At 35.8% G+C, this 19893-nt stretch carries 9 protein-coding genes; 7 read left to right on the forward strand and 2 right to left on the reverse strand.

From position 1 onward, the window contains the following. Nucleotides 1–46: 46 nt before the first annotated feature. The 6 genes from PLEUR7319_RS38045 to PLEUR7319_RS0111530 all read left to right on the forward strand — a co-directional run bounded on the left by PLEUR7319_RS38045 (nt 47) and on the right by PLEUR7319_RS0111530 (nt 11362). A complete protein-coding gene (locus PLEUR7319_RS38045; RefSeq protein WP_019505374.1) occupies nt 47–1513 on the forward strand; it encodes a Stf0 family sulfotransferase in 1467 nt (488 codons plus the stop codon). 82 nt (nt 1514–1595) lie between these two features. After that, nucleotides 1596–2522 (forward strand): class I SAM-dependent methyltransferase, encoded by a 927-nt coding sequence (locus PLEUR7319_RS0111510; RefSeq protein WP_019505375.1) that lies wholly within the window; start codon nt 1596–1598, stop codon nt 2520–2522. A gap of 204 nt (nt 2523–2726) precedes the next feature. After that, a complete protein-coding gene (locus tag PLEUR7319_RS38050) occupies nt 2727–7202 on the forward strand; it encodes a tetratricopeptide repeat protein (RefSeq protein WP_019505376.1) in 4476 nt (1491 codons plus the stop codon). A gap of 52 nt (nt 7203–7254) precedes the next feature. Further along, nucleotides 7255–8070, forward strand: a complete 816-nt coding sequence (locus PLEUR7319_RS0111520; RefSeq protein WP_019505377.1) for a sulfotransferase — start codon at nt 7255–7257, stop codon at nt 8068–8070. A 76-nt stretch (nt 8071–8146) separates the two neighbouring features. Then, a complete protein-coding gene (locus tag PLEUR7319_RS0111525) occupies nt 8147–8935 on the forward strand; it encodes a sulfotransferase (protein WP_019505378.1) in 789 nt (262 codons plus the stop codon). A 273-nt stretch (nt 8936–9208) separates the two neighbouring features. After that, on the forward strand, nt 9209–11362 hold the full coding sequence (locus PLEUR7319_RS0111530) for a tetratricopeptide repeat protein (protein ID WP_019505379.1): 2154 nt from the start codon (nt 9209–9211) through the stop codon (nt 11360–11362). A 95-nt stretch (nt 11363–11457) separates the two neighbouring features. Here the strand turns inward: PLEUR7319_RS0111530 and PLEUR7319_RS0111535 are convergent, their stop codons facing one another. Then, nucleotides 11458–12792, reverse strand: a complete 1335-nt coding sequence (locus tag PLEUR7319_RS0111535; protein ID WP_019505380.1) for a tetratricopeptide repeat protein — start codon at nt 12790–12792, stop codon at nt 11458–11460. Between the two features lie 950 nt (nt 12793–13742). On the opposite strand from PLEUR7319_RS0111535, the gene PLEUR7319_RS0111540 reads away from it, so the two are divergent. After that, nucleotides 13743–18125 carry a malectin domain-containing carbohydrate-binding protein gene (locus PLEUR7319_RS0111540; RefSeq protein ID WP_019505381.1) on the forward strand — a complete coding sequence of 1461 codons (4383 nt, stop codon included), beginning with the start codon at nt 13743–13745 and terminating at the stop codon, nt 18123–18125. A 196-nt stretch (nt 18126–18321) separates the two neighbouring features. On the opposite strand, the gene PLEUR7319_RS0111545 is transcribed toward PLEUR7319_RS0111540, so the two are convergent. Continuing rightward, entirely contained in the window at nt 18322–19725 is a 1404-nt protein-coding gene (locus PLEUR7319_RS0111545; RefSeq protein WP_019505382.1) for a diguanylate cyclase domain-containing protein, read from the reverse strand. Between the last annotated feature and the right edge of the window lie 168 nt (nt 19726–19893).

Consider the following 19893-nt stretch of genomic DNA (forward strand, 5'->3'; position numbering starts at 1 on the left):
TTATAAACTAAATGACATTAGATTCAACAGCAACAAACCAAACAATATGCCTTTCCAAAGCACACAACAAACATTAGATAACGTAGCAGTCGAATCCAAAAAAGTAATAATTTGTGCAACGCAGAGGTGCGGTTCTACTCTCGTCTGTAATGATTTTCTTAATAATGGAATTGGACGACCAGAAGAACTTTTTCTAGGGTTAGTTAATAGCACATGTGTTTCTGACTCTCAACGTGTTTTAGATAATGTTATTCAAACAGGAACGAATGAGAGTGGCGTTTTTTCAGTCAAGCTAATGAGCAACTATTGCAATAAAATTAATAACTTTTTAGTTGCTCTTGGGTATGGTAAAAAAAGCGAAAACTTTTGGAGCGGTATCGCTGATTATTTTAGCGATGCAACTTGGGTTTACATTCAAAGAAGCTCAACAATACGACAGGCAGTTTCTCGCTTTATGTCTAGTAAAACTGGAATCAACCATGCTTTATCCAGTAAGTCTGAGCGATTCACTCCTGGCAATTCCATGATTGGTTACGACAACAATTATAATAAAAATGTTCAATATTGTTCTGAAGATATAAACAAGCACATTATCAATATTGCAAGAGAAAATTTTCTATGGGAACTCTTTTTTAAAGAAAACAATATTAATTATCTAAAAATTAATTATGAAGATATTGTTGACAACCTTTCTTATATTTCTCAGATACGAGAGGCCGCAGAATTACCTTATAAAATACCAATTAACAAGCGTAATTTAGTAAAACTTGCCAATGAAAAAACAGAGCAAATTATTCAAAAATTTATAAGAGATAAAACTATGGTTGCCAATTCGAAAATCAACTTGCCACATTATTTAGAAGATAATAATGAAATTGTCGAAACTTTAACAGAAGTAACCAAGAGATGGGTAGATACTCCTTACTACGATAATGTAGAGAATATAGCTACACAACAATGGAAAAATATAATTCATCCTTTTATTAAAGATTTTTCTATTGATTATGGCAATGTCCTAGAACTTGCAGTTGGTCATGGACGTATTACTAATATTTTGCTAGAAATTTCGGAGCAAGTAATTGGGGTAGATGTTTTACAAGAAAATATCGACTTTTGTAGTGAAAGATTTCAAAATTGCTCTAATCTTAAACTCTTAAAAAATAATGGAGTAACTATAAAAGATATAGCTAGTAATTCTATTTCTTTTATTATTTGCTTTGACTCCATGATTCACTTTGACTCGGATGTAGTTCGCATTTACTTACATGAGTTTAAACGTATTTTAAAACCTGGTGCTTATGGTTTTCTCCATCATTCAAACTTTGATAAAAATCCTGAAGGAGATTTTAGTCGCGCACCTCATGCTCGTAATTTTATGACTGAGAAACTTTTCAGACATTATGCATTTAAATCAGGATTAAAAGTTGTTAAATCTCATGTAATTGGATGGGGCAAAGGTGATAAGCATTTTCCAGAACATGACTGTCTTTCAATGATTATGAAACCTAAGTAAAATACTTATTTTTATCAGGTTTTGCTCATTAAACCGAATAGTTTATTTATAAACTCATATTGTCTAGGAGCTAATATTTACTATGTTCAGTACAAGCATTAATCAGAACAAAAGTACACCAGATTATTTTATACCACCGAGCAACACACCTATCACAGATTATTATATTGTTCAAGCCAATAATTATTTATCAGTTGATCCGATCCAAGCTAACATGAGCTACCAAAAAAAAGTTGCGGCATTGAATGCCTTGGCAGATCTTCCAAAAGAAGTATTAAGCCAGATAGGATTGAAAGCTGCTTCACCGCCTAGTGGCGTACATTCTGTCTCTGGGGATAAAGCAAAGCTCGGGGATTTTTATTGCCCAGACATGATTATTGATTGTTTGCAACGCCATGATATTGCGATTATAGCTGGAGATCAAGTATTAGATTTCGGTTGTTCGTCCGGGCGTGTGATAAGAATTCTTCACAGCTTTTTACCTGATGCAAGGTGGTATGGATGCGATCCGCGAGAATCATCAATTAACTGGGCCAGTGAAAATTTTCCAGGCATTCATTTCTTTTGTAGTAATGAAAAACCACCGCTGGATAATTTTGCAGACTCTACTCTAACTGGTGCTTATGCAATCTCGGTTTGGTCACATTTTAGCGAGCTATTAGCATTACGTTGGTTTGATGAAATGGCACGTATCATAAGACCAGGTGGTTTCTTGATCTTTACAACACATGGTTACCGATCTGTTATACATTTTGCTGAAGTAAAAAAATCAATGTCAAGAGAAAAGGCTTATGAACGATTACTCAGTTTGCAAAAGTGGCAATATCACTTTCATCAATATCCCGATAATCTCCCTGGCATGGAAGATTTGAATACTTCTGATTGGGGGATCGCATTTGCAGAGACTACGTGGTATGAAAAACATCTTTCAAAGCAATGGAAGTTTTTAGAGTATATGCCTGGAAGATTGATGGCCAACCAAGATGTGTATATGCTGCGTAGACACTAAGAATAGAAAAAGGCTCTTTATAGGTTTCTGTTAGTCAAAAAGAGACACAATAATTAAATTATACGATTAAAGTACTTATATTATTCTTCTGACTCCTAACTCCTTTCATAACCGAGATTTTGATTTATGCAATAAGTTTATTGAAACTCAGTCTAAAGCCATCAATAATTATTAATGTTAATCACTGAGGTGACTAGTTGAGAAATGAACATTGTCCAAGATAATTATCAATCGAAGCTGTCACAACTTACTCTCCAAAATAACCAAGGAGAATTAATCAATTTAGAACGACCAATTATCTGCGGTTATGTAGACTGTAAAAACACTACAGAAATCGACATATTTGCTTTAGCTGCAACCAAGCTACCCAATTTCCAATTTGTATTACTTTTAACCTTTAGACAAAACATATTTGATACTAAATATATTTTAGAGCGTTCAAATAACCTATATATAATTGCTCGAGCTATCGATGTAGAGTGTTTTTTACAATTTATAGACTTATTTACGATACTATCTGGCGATCAATCGCCAGATTTTTTGCGTAATAATACTGTTGACCTCGCAATACCAGTACTTTATTTTGGTCAGGATGGTCAGAATTCTAAGTTGTTAGGAGATTCTAATGCTTATGTAATTGCAGGACAAGCAAATCTTGACTTGTTCGTATTATTTATTAAACGTTTTTTTGCTCGCAACAATGATGTTGTTTGCGAGTTTCAATTAGTTACCCAAAAATCACATGTAACTGCGATACAAAGGGAAGAAAAGATGATAGAAGAACAAACAGTAGTAGATTATTCTTCTCATGCTGCTGGCTTGCAAGAGCGAGGTGAAATTGAAGCAGCGATTCAATATTATCGTCAGGCGCTAAATCGCGATCCTCAACAGCCACTGTGGGTGTTTTCTAATCTGGCTGAATGTCTGGAATCTCAAGGTCATTTTGAGCAAGCCATTGAAATTGTGCAAGCGGGACTAAAAATGTATCCAGAAGCAGCGTCTCTATATCGTTTTCTGGGAGTTGTTCAGGATCGCAAAGGTAACGTTTTGGATGTCATAGTCAATTATCAGAAAGCTATTGAATTAGATCAAAATCAGCCTTTTTGGGTCTATTGCGTCTTAGCGGATTATTATCAACTGCAAGGCAAGTTACATGAATCTACTCTGATTTCTCTTCAAGGAATTAAGCTCTATCCCCAACAAGCAGATATGTATCGTTGTTTGGGAGTGATTCAAGACCGACAGGGTAATATAGAGGAAACTATTGATAGCTATTTAAAGGCCATCGAGCTGAATCCTCAACAGCCTTTTTGGGTATACTGCGCTTTAATTGAACGCCTAAATCATCTAGATCGAGCAGAAGAAGCCATAGCTGTTGGTCAGCAAGGACTGAAACAATATCCAGAGCAAGCTGAAATCTACTATCACCTGGGAGCCGCTCAAGACAAAAACAAAGATATTGCAGGAGTTACAGACAGCTACTGTCAAGCAGTAAAGCTTAATCCCCAACAGCCGGTTCATCTTTATCTAACTTTAATCGAACGTTTACTGGCACAAGACAAGATCGAATTGGCAATTAAGCTGGTAAACCAAGCTACTAAACTCTATCCCGAACAGGTCGATTCATTTCGCTCTTGTTATCATAAAATCTTAGAAATTAGGCCCAATGACTTACTACTATTTGTAAATTTAGTCAAAGCCTTACGAGATAGTAATGAATTAGGTGAAGCGGTATCAGTATGTCAAAAAGGTTTGCTAATTTATCCCGAGCGTCAAGAACTTCGAGATCATCTCGAGCAGATATTTCAGCAATCACCCTCTTTAAATCAGAGTCAAAATAACGAAGGCTCGTCCTATGCACCAATTTCCCTGGTGTTGACTCCTCTATCTAATTGGCTAGCTCAGTATAAATTGGGAGATAAACTGCAGGCCCAAGGAAAGCTAGAAGAAGCTGTGGAAGCTTATCAACAATCAATTATTCGTAATCCTGGTTATTCCTGGTCTTACCATAACCTAGGAGATGTGCAATTGAAGCTTGGTAGATGGGAAGATGCAATTGTATCTTATCAACGGGCAATTGAGCTAAATCCAGATTATTTTTGGTCAAACTACAATTTGGGAGTTGCCTTTAACAATTCAGGAAGATGGAGTGAGGCGATCGCATTGTATCGTCGGAGCATTGACCTAAATCCTAGCCTTAATCTGCCCTATAGGGCTTTAAAAGATAGCCTGTTAAAGCGATGGAATGGGATGTTGGCACAAGGTGATATTTTGCTGAAACAGAAGGAGCGAGCCGAAGCTAGTGCTATTTTTCGTCAAGCGATTCGACTATTTCGAGAATTTTCTTACGTTCCTCAACTTGATGGAGCGAAAGAGATACCTCAAAAACCTTCTGTAGTTCTGGTAGTTGACGATCACTTATCTCAATGTCTTCGTTATCGAGTTGAGCAAAAAATTGAGCAATTAGAACACGCGGGGATTGCTGTTCAATATTTTCCTTGGCGAGATGTGAAGCTAGCCAAAAGCGCGCTTCACTTTTGTCATGCGGTGATTTTCTATAGAGTGCCAGCCTTACCGGATTTGATTGAAACTATTGAATATGCAAAAGCAATTAACAAGGTGGTTTTCTACGAAATTGATGATTTGATCTTTGATGAAAAAGAGTATCCAGATCCGATTGAAAGTTATGGTGGTCAAGTTTCCGAAGATCAGTATCGGGGTTTATTAAGAGGAACTACCTTGTTTAATGAAGCAATGGCTTTATGTGATTATGGTATTGCCTCAACTCCAGCATTAGCTAAGCATATAGAGCAGGTTGTGGCGAAAAAAACTTGCTTTGTTCATCGCAATGCTCTAGACAGCTTAAACTCAGAGTTTATTCAATTAAATATTCCTAAGATTAAAAGAGATTATGTCTCTATTTTCTACGGTAGTGGAACTAAAGCTCACAATGCTGATTTTGAAAAATTAGTGGCACCAGCGATCGCCAAAATTCTCGAACAATACCCCCAGGTTCGACTAACGTTGATGGGATATTTGACCTTGCCCAAAATACTAATTCCCTACCAAGAGCAAATTGATAGGATTAATCTAATCAGAGATGTTGCAGTTTACTGGGAATTTCTGAGACAGGCAGACATTAATATTGCTGTCTTGTTACCAACCCCAGTCAATAACTGTAAAAGTGAATTGAAATGGTTTGAAGCAGGTTGTTTGGGAGTTCCTTCGATCGTTAGTAATACACAAACCTATGAAGAAATACTCACTGATGGAGTTGATGCTTTAATCGCTAGTAATACTAACGAATGGTATGTCAAATTGAAGTCATTGGTTACTAATTCCCAGCTGCGCCATAAAATCGCTAAAGCGGCTTACAATCGTGTTTGGCGTGAGTATAATATTCCCGTCATGGCAGATAACATCAAAAGCATAGTTATGGCTGGTATTGAGTTAGAAACCAAAGCAGGCAAACTCAAACCTCGTACTACCAAGAAAAAGCTTTTAATTGTCAATGTTTTCTATCCTCCACAAAGTATTGGTGGAGCGACCCGCATTGTTAAAGACAATGTTGACGTACTTAAAGCAAATTATGGCGATGAATACGAAATTTCTGTTTTCACCACTGATGATGGCAATCCTCACCCCTATGAAATTCTTGAGTATAGTTATGAAGGAGTTAATGTAACCAAAGTTAGTTCTCCGATGATGGAGGGAATGGATTGGCAATGTGAAAACCCCAAAATGTATGAAATATTTACTCACTATCTGGAGTTCAATCAGCCCGATTTGATCCATTTTCACTGTATTCAAAGATTAACAGGCTCAGTACTCGAAGCAGCAGCAGATTTAAACGTACCTTACTTAGTGACCGTTCATGATGCCTGGTGGATAAGCGATTATCAGTTTCTGGTCAATGACAAAGGAATTGAATGCAATTATCAACAAAACGATCCTGTAGTGACTGCTAACGATACGAAGGATATTGTAAGTTCCTTAAAACGTAAACGCTATCTTAAACAGCGTTTAGAACAAGCTAGTGCTGTATTAGCTGTATCTGAAGCCTTCACTGAAATATATCGTCGTAATGGGATTGTTAAAATCCAACCAAATCGTAACGGTATTATCCCCCAGCCTTGTTTAGCCAGAAAACCATCCCCTAGCGGTAAAGTACGTTTAGCTCATATTGGTGGCATGGCAGCACACAAAGGATACTTTCTATTTCAAAAAGCAGTGAAAACAGCTCAACTGGAAAACTGTGAAGTTGTTGTCATTTCCCATGGGCAAGTTGAAGGTTCCGTGAATCATGATTTATGGTGCACTACCCCGGTTCAATTTATTGCCAAGATTCCACAAACGAAAATATACGAATTTTACAGTACTATTGATGTGCTAATGGCACCATCGATGTGGCCCGAAAGCTTTGGTTTAGTTACTCGTGAAGCAGCTGCTGCTGGAGTATGGGTGGTGGCATCGAATAAAGGTGCACTGTCTGAAGATTTAATTCCAGGCGAAAATGGAGATGTCTTTAATCCAGATAATATTGAGGAATTAATAGGTATTTTACAGAAAATTGATCGAGAACCTCAAAAATATCAACAACTGCTACATCAAAATATTCCGATTAGAACTACAAAAAAGCAAGTTGATGAATTGTTAAAAATATATCAAAACATTATTTAACAAATACTAAGAGGTAGTTGAATCTTAATTAATTTACTGAAAAAAAACTCAAATGAAAATATTAGAAACTAATAAACCCTTAGCATTAATAGTTTGTGGTTTTGCTGGCGGTGGAACAACAATGCTAGGAGAAATGTTGAGGCAGCACCCTAAATTGGACAGTGGTTTTGAAGGGGGATTATTGCTAGCAGAGGATGCCTACTTATTTAAGTCTATCGAACCTCATTATTCTAGTTTAAAAAAAATGTGGCAAGTTTCTGATGAGGAAATGGATTATATATGTGCAGCAGATACCTGGTCTAGTGTATATCAAAGATTATTAGATATATCCCCAATTATTAAGGATAAAAGTGTCTATTTATTCGATAAAACACCTTTATATATGAAGAAATTACCCAACATTTTAAGTAAAGTCCCAAATGTACCATGTATTGTATTAGTAAGGGATCCGCGAGCATATTTATGGACTAGGACCAAAAGAACTTATAAAAACGCTCCTCTTGGTATGACAAAAGTAGATTGGGCAGAAAAGACTGTTGAACAAGCAGGTAGTGCTTATCTCAAATTTGCTAGGGGATATAAAAGAGCAATCAGTAGTCAATACGCATCACGAATTCTATTAGTGCAATACGAATCTCTTTGCACTAACCCTGAAGCAGAAACAAAAAAGATTTTTGATTTTATCGAATTAGATTTTGATAAAGATTATCTTACTTTTCATAATAAAGATAGTCGATATACGCCATGCCATGGTCAAACAGTATCAACAGATTATCTAGAAAAATACAAGAATGAATTGCCTGAAAAGATACAGAAAAAGATGCTACAAATTACAAAAAATTATAAAAATTGGTTCTGGCAACAGTAATAAATTTGTGAACTAGTTTTTTTATATGCATCATGCGTAGAAGAAATTTTATGAGAAATGGAAATCAAAAAATAAAATGTCTCTCAAGTTTGTTATTTGTGGACTAGAGCATAGTGGAACTACATTACTCTCTGATATATTTAGGCAAGTTAGTGGTCTTGACTCAGGATTTGAAGTAGGAGTCCTCTTAGGACGAACTCCCAAAGAATTTCCTAACATTCAACCCTTTTATAGCAATATGGTAGAAGGATGGAAAATAGAAGCTGATGTGCTTCAAGAAATATGTAATAGTAATAAGTTTGAAGATTTTTATGATAATTTAAAATTAAAATCTAAGCTAATAAGTTTAGAAACTAAGTATATTTTCGATAAAACTCCTAGATATTTCTTAGATCTATATTGCTGTTACGAAAAGATAAAAGTACCTTTTATTGCGCTTTATAAAGATCCTCGTTCTTTAGTCTATTCAGATTATAAACGAAGTGTAAAGTCTCGAGATTTTTATTCATGGTACAACAATTATAAAAAGCCAAAGTTACGTTATTTACGAAATATTTACACGAATAGTTATTTAAAATGGAAACAAAGTGAAACTAAAACTGAAAGTAATAATGGAGATATCCTTTGCCTAAGTCTTGAGAGTATTTGTTTGAATACCAGATTGACACTGGAAAAAATATTCGATCATGTTAATTTTGAATTTAATTTTGAATATCTTATGCTCAAGAATTTGAGGTACGAACATACAAGACAGCCTCAAATATCTTCACGTATTCCATTTGAATATTTAGAAAACCTAACAAAAGAGCAAATAGCGATGATTCAAAAGGATTTTGAGATATTGGAAGATTGGTTTTACTATTAGACTAGTATTAAGAATAATTTTATATTTTCGGAAAAAATAATTCAATGCAAGCTAATAATTACAAAGTGTGATCTAAATTCTATCAGTATTTTTTCGTACTAACTATTGAATCCGTTTATGGAATAAACAAGCTGATGGGATTATAAAACAGCCTCGCATTCACCTGCTATTTTGTTTATCTCCAAAACTTTTTTTCTAACTTATTTAAATACTACCTCAAGATAATTATGTTTAACTATTTTCATGTAATGTTAATACATTAAATAAGTGATTATGCATCAAGTCAAATCTGACACTATATTGACCATAAATAATTACCTTAATGAAGGAGATCAACTTAATCTAGAAGGAAATCTAGAGAAAGCTATCGAAAAATACTCTGCCGCTCTTCAGATAGAGCCAAATTTTGTTCCTGCTCTAAATCAATTAGCAGAAATTTATAAGAGTCAAAAGAAATTTGACCAAGCTATTAGCTACTATCAACGCATAATTAAACTTAAACCTGAAAACTGCCAAATTCGTGCGACACTTGCTGCTATATTTATGCGTCAGGGAAAAATTCGAGAGGCAATCGATGCTTATCAAAAAGCTATCTCGCTTCAGCCAGAGCAGCCAGCAAGTGTTTACATTGGCTGGGGAGATGCCTTATCTAAAAATGGACAGATAGAAGAGGCAGTCGCTACCTATCAGAAAGCGATTAAGATCAATTCAAGTATTAGCATTGTACATGCCAAACTTGCGAAGGCATTGATGACTCAGAAGAATATTCAGGATGCAATCAGGGCTTATCAACAAGCTATCTCACTCCAGCCAGAACAGCCATCATGGGTATATAGAGGCTGGGGGAATGCCTTAAAGCAAAATGGCCAATTAGACGAAGCAATCACAGCTTATCAGAGAGTAATAAAATTTAGTCCTGATAACCCTAAATCTTACCTGAGAGTAGCTCAACTCTATTCTAAAAAAGGTCAGTGGCATGAAGCGATTCAAAAGTACCATCAAGTACTGCTATTAATGCCAGAATCTGTTTCTGTTCTTAATCAGTTGGCTACAATATACGAAAAGCTTTATTTTCAGCCAGCTCAAGAGATATTGAATCACAACGATCTCTTGGAAAAGATTTTAAAGATCTACTATGAAGTAATTGAACTTAATTGTAATAAAGCTGAAAGCTACTTTGGGATTGGACTTATTCTACTTGCACAGAAAAACTGGGAAGAGGCTATAGACTATTTTACAGAAACTCTTAAAAGAAATCCACACTGGGATAAAGTTTATAAAAGCTTAGCCTACGCATTAAAACAGCAAGTAAATGAGAATTCTCCAGATATCAGGCATTGTTATAAAAAGGGAGTACTTCCTGAAAAAATTTTAAAAAAAATTTATACTTTTAAACAAGAAGATTTAATAACATCTCAAGATACAGCTAGCGATTTAAGGTATATAAAAGTTAAAGAAGTCGAACCTTTTCTTCCACAAAAAATAGAAAATAACTTTGTAGTAATATTAACTAATGGGCGAGCTGACATAAACTTAGTAAATAATCCGAATGATGCTGTAATCACTTCAAATAATAAACTTGTGCAGGAAGTTTCGGGAACAAATTCTCAACTAATATTCTATGCAAATAAATTAATCCAGCCTCTTGAATTTGAAGAAACATTAGCTTATTTTAGAGGTGCTGCTGGTTCAAACTATTACCATTGGATGCTTCAAGTAATTCCCCAGTTCTGTTTATTACGTCGTGTTGGGATTAAAACAGAAACAATTGAAAAATTCGCCTTTTTTCGACTACCAATACATATACCCTTTAAAATGCAAACACTGAGTTTGTTAGGTATTCCCCAATCAAAAATCATAGAAACCTTTAGAAATCCTCATATAAAAGCAAAAAAATTAATAGTTACATCTCCTATCAACATTGCACCTCCTCGAAAATTAGCTTGCGAACTAGTAAGATCTGAATTTCTGAATAAGAATCTTAATAAGAAATCGCTTCAAAGTATAAATAAATCAAATCGTATATATATTTCTCGTAAGAATGCATCCTATCGCAAAGTTATTAATGAAAATCAGTTGATTAATTTATTGAATAATTTTGGTTTTAAAACCTTTTACCTAGAATCTATGTCATTTTTAGAACAGGTAGACTTATTTTCAAAAGCTGAAATTATAGTTGCTCCTCATGGAGCAGGTCTTACTAATCTTATTTTTTGTAGTTTAGGTACTAAGATAATAGAAATTTTTTCTAAAGATTATACTCCTTCTATGTACCAAATAATTTCTAGTTATTATACTCTGAATTATTATTGTATTATTGCTGAAGGCATAGAAAATGCTAAGTCTAAATATAAGGCACGAGATCAACACCTGAAGGTCAACTTGAATTCTTTATTGGATTTAATGAAACTTGCTGAAATAATTTAGATTTCAATGAGTTGTTCACAAATATTTCCTTTAGTCATATTGCTCTTAATAATTGGGTAGTCCTTGACATGGTTGACTAATAAAGTTTTTATAATTTAATTCCAATTTAATTCACACTGAAGAAGCTGCTCTAATTTTTGATTGTGAGGTCGAAATACATCGGCTAATTCTAGTCGGATATTTTCATCAATTGGATCATAAGAATTAGAATAATATTTAGGATATTCCTGAGCTGTATAGTTATCTAGTCCTAGAAACTCAAAAACTTGTTTCATGCTAGATTCAGGATTGACTAATAAATCCTGATTGTTCACAATTAAAAATTGCTCTTGAGGAAAAACATCAAGCCATTGCTTGAGAAAATAGTAATAAAAACCAATTAACACATAGCCAGTATTACCCCGCCAATTTCGGATTTGCAATACTTCCCTTGGATTATTGAAAGATTTTATAACTTCTAGCTCAGCAGATATTGCCTCCTGAAATGTCCGCCTTTCAAATCCATGTTTAACATTATGATGATAATGAGACAGAGCACGAGCAACTGGATTTCTAATCAAAGCGATCGCTTTAATCTTGGGGAACATCTGAAAAACTTTATCTTGTACATTATTAACAATGTATCCAGGACTAGCTTCCCCTGTAATAAAGCTTTCTTCAGGCGGAATCAAGGGAAAATGGGCTTTATACCAGTTTTTACCTTGGGAAAATTTATACCGATCGTTAAAAAAGTGAACTTCTTTTTCAATACAAGGCAAGACTAGAGGATGCTGATTGATATATTTGTATAAAGCAGAGGTTGCGGTCTTCATTGGACCAATAATGATAAATTTTGGTGAAGCTGGCTTTGCCTGTTCCCAATATTTTGCTACATATTCTGGATTGAACTTTTTAGTCATTTTATAAGTAGCAATTTGATAGCTAGAAATTGCTTTCTTTATTTTCCCCTGCTTGGTAAAAACATTGCCTAATTTAACGTTAACCCAAGGATTATTAGGCTTACTCTGGCTTAACTGCTGATAAAAAACAACTAATTCATCCAATTGTGTAGGAATGAGCTTCATGTACATTAATTGGATAAATGGAGAGTTATTAAATGGTTCGACCTGAAGTGCTTTGATGTAGTGTTTTGCTGCTTGTTCTAGCCGTTCTTGCTTTTTATAAATTTCTGCCATATTGTATAACAAAATTCCATTATTAGGCTCAATTTCAACAGCTTTTTCATAATATAAAATAGCTTTGACCAGTTTTCCTTGACTCCAGCAAATATCACCTAACTGTTGATATGCTGAACTACATTGAGGATCAATCTTCAAGGCAAATTCAAAAGCATCGGTTGCTTCTTGTAATTGTTTTTTTTGTTTGAGATATATTCCTTTATCTAAGAGTTGATTGATATTGAAATTCATCTTACGGATAGCAACAAACATTGGGATTTTAAGATTCTAGGTAGTATAACAGCTTTACTTGTTTATTGGATTTGATATCAGGACCTTGGTAATGTTATTCGCATCCATTGGGGAATTGAGGGCGAGGGACGCTTTGGTTTCCAAGAGGCTTATCCAATCACGCTGTTTAAAACCAAGTCTATTGAACTTTTAACGAGGATCATAGTCACATTCGTTTCAGCCACTCTCTCCGTAACTTCACTCTCCTTGGACATCTAGAATTAAATGCCTTGTATCTAGAAATCACTCTGAAGCGTAGTCTGTGCCCAAAATGAAACACACAGCTAGGAGTAATTACTATAAGATGACTGTTCTATAATCCTATTGTCAATAGGGTTTGAGATGCTCAAAACCTCTATTTGAAACTCCTGTCCTATATACTTTTGATGATTAACCCTGTTTTAGCAATCTCGAAACTTTTTTTTACGTGTTTTCCTTGTGCTTACGTATATTTAAGGCTACTTTATAATTCATTTACAAAAAAATACTGATTCTTAATTGTTGCTTTACGGTAAATCAGAATATTTACGCATATAGTTGAAATATCAGAGAAACTAAAGGTATGAAACTCACAAATCTCATCTGAGAAAGTAAGTAATTTTAGTTAGCTAGAAAAAGTGACTAAGTCATATTTTAGCCTCTGCTCAAATTTAGTAGTCATTGATAACAAGCTTACCAAACTGTTTTTGGATTACTAAACTTCTCTATCTCACAACTCAAAATCAATATTAATAAAAACATCTGAGCTGTTTAGAAAATTAGATAATACAAATTTTAGCCTTTTTTTATTGCACATATAGATTGTGCTTGATTTTTTATACTTTGTTTTTTTCTAATGCTTATTTTAAACAGCATCACTTTTCGTAATCTGCTGTCTCAGCTTTTTCTATCTCATTACTTTACTCAAAAAACTCATTTAAGTAATACATAATATGCTAGTTTCTAACAAAGCTTCTGCTATTTTTACAATTAATCCTGCATCCGAGTCCATCAATAGCTCTACTTTCATTGCAAATTCATTCACAATTACTAATAACTCGGAAAACGGTCAAAAAATCAATAAAGTTGTCATCGATCTAAGTTCGGCTATCTTCAAAGATATAGTATTTGACCCTGACGGTACCGCTGGGGATTTTGTGGGAAAAGCTTTTACAGTTAATGCAGAAGGTAATACAGGACATACTTCTTTTAACCACTTCTCTCCCCATGATGGTGGCTACTTCGGTTTAGAAATATTTTTCGATGATTTTCAACCCAATGAGACATTTCAGTTCTCTTTAGATATTGATCCGACCAGCATTAAAGGTACAAATTCTCCTGGACCAGAACATTCTGGCAGCGTATCTGGTTTGGAGTTGGTGGGTTCAACTATAACTGTTGATTTTGATGATAATACAAGTGCAATGGGGCAACCCTACTATATTCCTGGTAGCAATGATGCTTCTACTACTATCATTCAAACTAATTTACCTGAAAAACCATCTTTAGAAATTATTGATGTACCCTCCGAAAGTATTACTTCTAATTCTGAACAAATAGTTAGGGTAACTGGTACTCCAGGTGCAGATATTTCTCTCTTAATTACTGAAGGTGCAATGTTTACGGAGAATGGCGCTGGCTTTGACATAGATGCGTATGAAGCCAATTCCGCTGTTACAATCGATGAAAAAATCGCTACTATCAATGATCAAGGTTTTGTTGATATTCCTGTTACTCTTACTCGTACAGATGTTAATAGCGGAGAAGCAGGGTTAAATATTTTCACCGCAGTAATCAAAGGGGAAAATGGTCTTACTAGTCATACTGCCGATGTTACTGTAGTCGAATACGATCCAACTTTTACTGAGGAAAGCACTGAAGGAATTGACGGTAGCGCTAACCCTGAAGCAATTCGCATTAATGCTGGTGGAGGTGCATTCACTGACACTGATGGTAATTTTTGGATTGCTGACCAGTACTTTACCAATGGCAATGTTTATACTACTAGCTCCGATATTGTCAATACTAGCGACGATTCTCTTTACAATACTGAGCGTTTCATTCCTAACAGTGGTGAATTATCCTACGATATTCCGATTGAAAATGGTGATTATCAAGTAACTCTCAAATTTGCTGAGATTTACTTTGGGGACTCAGGTAAAAGAGTCTTTGATGCTACTGCCGAGGGACAAACAGTTATCAACGACCTAGATCTTATTGCTCAAGCGGGTGGAAACAATATTGCTCTCGATCAAACCTTCAATGTTACGGTCGCTGATGGAGTTCTGAATTTAGACTTTATTTCCGAAACTCAAAACGCTAAAATCTCTGGGATTGAAATTGTTCCGACATCCGATACCGATGGCGGCACTGACGGTGGCACCGATGGCGGTACTGACGGTGGTACTGACAGTGGCACCGATGGCGGTACTGACGGTGGTACCGATGGCGGCACCAACCCTGAAGCAATTCGCATCAATGCTGGTGGAGGTGCATTCACGGACACTGATGGTAATTTTTGGATTGCTGACCAGTACTTTACCAATGGTAATGTTTATACTAGTAGCTCCGATATTGTCAATACTAGCGACGATTCTCTTTACAATACTGAGCGTTTCATTCCTAACAGTGGTGAATTATCCTACGATATTCCGATTGAAAATGGTGATTATCAAGTAACTCTCAAATTTGCTGAGATTTACTTTGGGGACTCAGGTAAAAGAGTCTTTGATGCTACTGCCGAGGGACAAACAGTTATCAACGACCTAGATCTTATTGCTCAAGCGGGTGGAAACAATATTGCTCTCGATCAAACCTTCAATGTTACGGTCGCTGATGGAGTTCTGAATTTAGACTTTATTTCCGAAACTCAAAACGCTAAAATCTCTGGGATTGAAATTGTTCCGACATCCAATACCGATGGTGGCACTGACGATGGCACTGATGGTGGCACTGACGGTGGCACTGACGGTGCCACCAACATGGAAGCGATTCGTATTAATGCAGGAGGTGAAGACTACATTGATCCTTCTGGTAACTTGTGGATAGCCGATCAATATTTCAATGGAGGTGGTACTTTCAATACTTCCGATCCTATTTTCTCAACTGAATTAGATCCAATTTATCAATCGGAGCGTTGGGCAGGAAATCTGGCTTATGATATTCCTTTGAACAATGGTTTGTATTCAGTTAATCTCCATTTTGCAGAAATTTACCATACAGCCTCTCAACAAAGGAAGTTTGACGTATCTATTGAGGGAGAACAAGTAATTGATGGGTTAGATATCTATGCCTCAACTAAAAATGCCTTTGACCCTGGTCACGACAAAGCTTATGTAGCCAGCATAGCTCCAGTTCAGATAATCGACGGTATTTTAGATTTAGATTTAAATGCCACCATTAATAATGCCAAAATTTCTGGAATTGAAATTATTCCTTTAGCTGGCTCTCAAATTATTATTCAAGAAACTCAAGGTTCCACATTAGTCAAAGAAAATGGTAATGGAGATAGCTATTCTTTGACCTTAACTGAACAACCCACCAGTAATGTTGTAATTAATATTGACCCCAATAACTTACTGACAACCGATAAATCTCAGATTGTATTTACACCTGAAAATTGGAGTACATCTCAAACAGTTATCGTCAGTGCTGATAATAATAATCAAGCAAGCGGTACTAAATTTTCATCCATTAGTCACAGTGTTGTCAGCGCGGATAGCACTTACGATGGCTATAACTTACCGGAACTCTCGGTAGAAATTAGTGATGACGATGTTGTTCCAGTTAAATTCAGTCAAAAAACTATTGCCACTGATGTCGATCCAAGCCCTTACACTGGATCAACAGTCGGAAATTGGGGTCCTGATGGTCGTCTTTATGTAGGTACTTATAGCGGTGTTATTAAAGCCTACACTTTCGACGATAATTACAACATAACTGATACGGAGGTAATCGATACCCTAGTTGGTCAATCTAATTCCAACATCTTAGGTATTGCTTTTAATCCTTTTGACAGCTCTGAAAACCCTCAAATCTATGTATCTCATAGTCAGCTATTTGCTAACAATAATGGAAAAGGCTTCCCCACAACTGAATTGTCTACCTACAGTGGTCAAGTTTCAGTACTCAGTGGAAATAACTTCTCTAATCTAGATCCCTTAATCACTGGATTACCTGTTTCTAATCACGATCACGGTGTCAACGATCTGATCTTTGATAACAATGGAAATTTATATATTGCAGTTGGAGGTAACACCAACGCAGGTATCACCAACGACAAAATAGGTGGTATCCCTGAATCTCCTCTCTCCGCAGCAGTATTAAAGGCAGAAATCACTAAGCCGGATTTCAACGGTAATATTAAATACAATTTGGTGACTGATATCGATCCAGATAATTATGATGATTTACCAAATGATTTTGACCCCAACACAGATCTTGATTTTGACCCCGCACAAAGTCAAGTGTTTGGAGATCTGGTAGAAGTTGTACCAGGTGTAGATGTTTCCGTCTACTCGAGCGGATTAAGAAATACATTCAGTCTCCTTTTGACCACAAATGATTTGATTTATGGGGTAGAAAATGGGGCTAATGGCTCATTTGGAGATGTGTCTACTTCAGCTACTACCCAAGAGCCATTCCCAGCTAACAAACATGCTGATGAGTTAAATCTACTTGAAGAAAACGGATACTATGGTTTTGCCAATCGCAGTCGTGGTATCTACGATGATAGACAAAATGTTTATCATGGTCCTTCTGAAACTAGTAATAGTGAATACACTGCACCTTTAACTACTTTAATTTCATCATCTAATGGTCTGGATGAGTATCGCTCTAATTCATTTGGTGGTCAGTTAAAAGGAGACTTACTCGTTCAAAAATTTAATGGTAAGGTATCATTTATCTCTCTTTCAGAAGATGGGACTCAAGTGGAGAACAAGCAAGAATTGAACAATGTGGCAGATGGTCTAGATGTCTTTGCTGCACCAAGAGGTGCAATTGTTGGGGTTGACTTCTTTGAAGATAAAATCACAGTAGCACTACCTGATGATGCTTCCATCAGTGATGACCCAACCGCTTTAGACATATTTCCTTGGAGAGCTCCCGCAACTGGTGGTAACTTGTTTGTTATTGGTGGAGATAACTTCGGTGACATCAATAATACAACTGTTACCATCGGTGGAGAAGTTGCACAACTATCTTCTGTATCCGATGGCTTAATTTACGGAAATTTACCAACCTTTGATAATCCTTCTGGCGATTTTGTAGATGTAGTGGTTGAAAGTGTTGGTCAGATTTCTGTCCTTGATGATGCTTTCCTTGCTCTAGCGTAGATAACATAAAACAGAAAAAGGTTTGTTAAAACCCCCTATAAATAATTATTGTAGAGACGTATTTTGGTACGTCTCTATGTGATTTCAAGGTCTTATACGAAATCTTTGAAACTCAATAGCAATAGCTTTAGCGTTCTCAGTCTTTTACCTAAGTAAGTTTAAGAGCTGACAGCTGACATCTTTTAAAGGTAAACTACTAACAATGTCCAGATTTTACTGGTTTATAAATAATACAGTTACGACCTTTAAGTTTGGCATCATATAAAGCATTGTCAGCAGCTGAAATTAAAGTATGAGGCGACGAGCTAGTATCAGGAATAATGCTAGAAACTCCTAAGCTTAGACTGATAATCTGATCTACTTGAGATGAATGATGAAGTATCTGCAGGTCTTGAATTTGTTCTTGAATTTCTTCGGCTACTGTAATTGCACCTTGTCCTTTCGTATGTGGCAAAATGACAGCAAATTCTTCTCCACCATAGCGAAACGCAATATCAGCAGGGCGTTTGACAGCTCGTTCTATCGCTTGAGCAACTTCGTAAAGACAATTATCTCCTGCTTGGTGTCCATAGGTATCATTGTAAGCTTTGAAATAGTCTACATCACAAAGAATTAATGATAAATATTCTTGGTCGCGAGCGCATCGTGACCATTCTTGAGTAAAATATTCATCAAAACGACGGCGATTAGCTATTTGAGTCAGACTATCAATGTTGGCTTGGTAAGTTAACCGTAAATTGGCTTTTTTAAGAGTGATTTCTATTTGCTTGCGATCGCTGATATCTCTAAAAGTCATCGCAAAACCATCTCCTAATTTTACGGCAACGATCTGAAACCAAGCAGTTAAGGATGAAGATTTATAATAATACTCTTGTTCTAATACAGTACAAGTTTCTACTACCTGGACAAATAAGTTAAATAGTCCATCAAATAAATGACCAGGAGATTCCTCGACAAACAATCTTTTTCCTTTAAGACTTTCAGTTGTGCCCCCTACAGTCATTGCTGCTACGGGATTAGCAATTAACCAACGAAAATCGGTAATTTGACCCTGGCGATCGCGAATTGCTTCAAAAGCAGCTACTCCATCCAAAGAACTATTAAGTACCCCTGTCAACAAAGCACGAGATCTGTTTAATTCTCTTTCTGCAATTTGTCTTTCTGCAACTTCTTCTCCAAGTATCTGTCTAAATTTTTGTTGCTGTTTCATAGTAGCTAATTGTGCTTTTACCCGAAAAACTACTTCTTCGACAAAAAAAGGCTTTGTAATATAGTCGATTCCGCCGACTTTAAAAGCCTCTAACTTATCAAATTCTGAGTCTAAACCACTTAGAAAGATAATTGGTATATGTTGAGTTGCTTCTTGAGACTTTAAGACACGACAAACTTGATAGCCATCCATCATTGGCAGCATGATATCTAGCAAGATTAAGTCTGGACATTTCGCCTTAATAATAGATAAAGCCATTTCGCCGTCAGTAGCCGAATTGACTTCATATCCGTGACTACTGAGCAAAGATGATAAAAGTCTAATATTGTCTGGCAAATCATCCACTATTAGTATAGATTCTTGTAGCTTTTCGTTATGCTTTGTGCTCATGTACCACGATTGGGTAATGACTTACTTTCCTAGCTTGAATTAAATACATATGTTGACAGATGAAGACAAATTCAATTGAAAGAATTGGACCTAAAATTGTTTCAGTATTAGACACATTAAAACAGTTTCAAAATTGCTTAGCATAGATAGTCACAAAAACATGACTAT

The organism is Pleurocapsa sp. PCC 7319 (genome assembly GCF_000332195.1).
Lineage (GTDB): Bacteria > Cyanobacteriota > Cyanobacteriia > Cyanobacteriales > Xenococcaceae > Waterburya.